This window comes from Modicisalibacter radicis (assembly GCF_900961225.1).
GTDB lineage: Bacteria > Pseudomonadota > Gammaproteobacteria > Pseudomonadales > Halomonadaceae > Modicisalibacter.
This window is the reverse complement of record NZ_CAAHFN010000111.1, coordinates 1-1,270: the sequence shown is the minus strand read 5'-3', so window position 1 is coordinate 1,270 and position 1,270 is coordinate 1. Positions and strand designations below refer to the sequence as shown.

General features: G+C 56.7%; 1 protein-coding gene and 1 pseudogene. Both read left to right on the top strand.

What is annotated here, in order from left to right; genetic code table 11:
- Nucleotides 1-57 precede the first annotated feature (57 nt).
- Nucleotides 58-429: a transposase gene (locus HR9077_RS19090; RefSeq protein WP_136068897.1), complete on the top strand. Its 372-nt coding sequence runs from the start codon at nucleotides 58-60 to the stop codon at nucleotides 427-429.
- A pseudogene (locus tag HR9077_RS19085) lies at nucleotides 408-1,238 on the top strand (IS3 family transposase); the annotation flags it as partial. The gene HR9077_RS19090 and the pseudogene HR9077_RS19085, both read left to right, overlap by 22 nt.
- Nucleotides 1,239-1,270 lie beyond the last annotated feature (32 nt).

Below are 1,270 nucleotides of genomic sequence, written 5' to 3'. Positions count from 1 at the left end.
TGGACCTCCCCCGGTTTAGTGGACACGCATCGATAACTCCCACGGAGGAGAAAACCGATGCCCGCAATCATCACGGGGAAGAAGACACAACGTTACAGCACTGAGTTCAAGGTGAAGGCGGTCGAGTGGAGCCATCAGGCTCACCGAAGCGTCCAAGGGGTAGCGGAAGCGCTGGATATTCACCCGTTCATGCTGTCACGCTGGCGAAAGGAGTACCGAGAGGGAAAATTTGCCATGAAACGGGTCAAGAAAGCGCCTGCCGAGGCCAAGGAAAAGATCAGGGAGCAGGATGAAGTCACCCGCCTCAAACGCCGGATTGCGGAGCTTGAGGAGGAAAACGATGTCCTAAAAAAGTTTCAACGTTTTCAGGCCGAGGAACGACGGAAGCGTTCCGGTTCGTCTGGAAACACCGGCAACGACACAGCGTAAAATCGCTTTGCCAGCACCTGAGCATTTCACGCTCCGGTTACTACGTCTGGGTCAACCGAAAGCCAAGCAAACGAGCGTCCGAGCGGGCTGTGCTGCTGTCCCAGATCCGCAAGATCTACGATGACAGCAAGGGACGATACGGCAGTCCGCGGGTTTATCAGGCGTTGCGCCGTGAGGGCGTCACGGTGGGTGAAAACCGGGTCGCGCAGGTGATGCAGGAATGGGGGATGAGGGCTCGCGTTACCCGTGTCTACCGGCGCTTGGCGAGGCGCCGTCATGAGCTGAAAGCGCTGCCCAATCACCGTTTGGAGGCCCCCGCTCCGGACGCTGTCGATCAGCAGTGGAGCAGCGACGTCACTTACATCAAACTGGGTTCGAAATACGTCTTCCTGGCGGTGGTGCTGGATCTGTTCTCGCGTCGAGTGCTGAGCTGGCGATTGGGTGAGAGACTGAGTGCGGATTTCTCCAGAGCGACCCTGCGCGAGGCTTTCGAAGCTCGGCGTCCCGCTACGGGTCTATTGCTTCACACGGATCGAGGTATCGAATACCGGGCCCACAAGACGCAACGATTGCTGAAACAGCATAGGGTGCGTCACAGCATGAACCGCCCGGGCCAATGCACGGACAATGCCGAGGTTGAATCCTTCTTCAAGACGTTGAAGGGAGAATTGCTGCACGCCACCAGTTTCGTGACGATGCGGCAATTACGGAAACATATAAATCGCTATATTGACGGCTTTTATAACACCCAACGGCTCCACAGCAGCCTTGGTTACAGGACGCCGCTGGAATTTGAGGGTTTGCACTAATGGCGCGTGTCCACTTTTTTGGGGGAATTCCA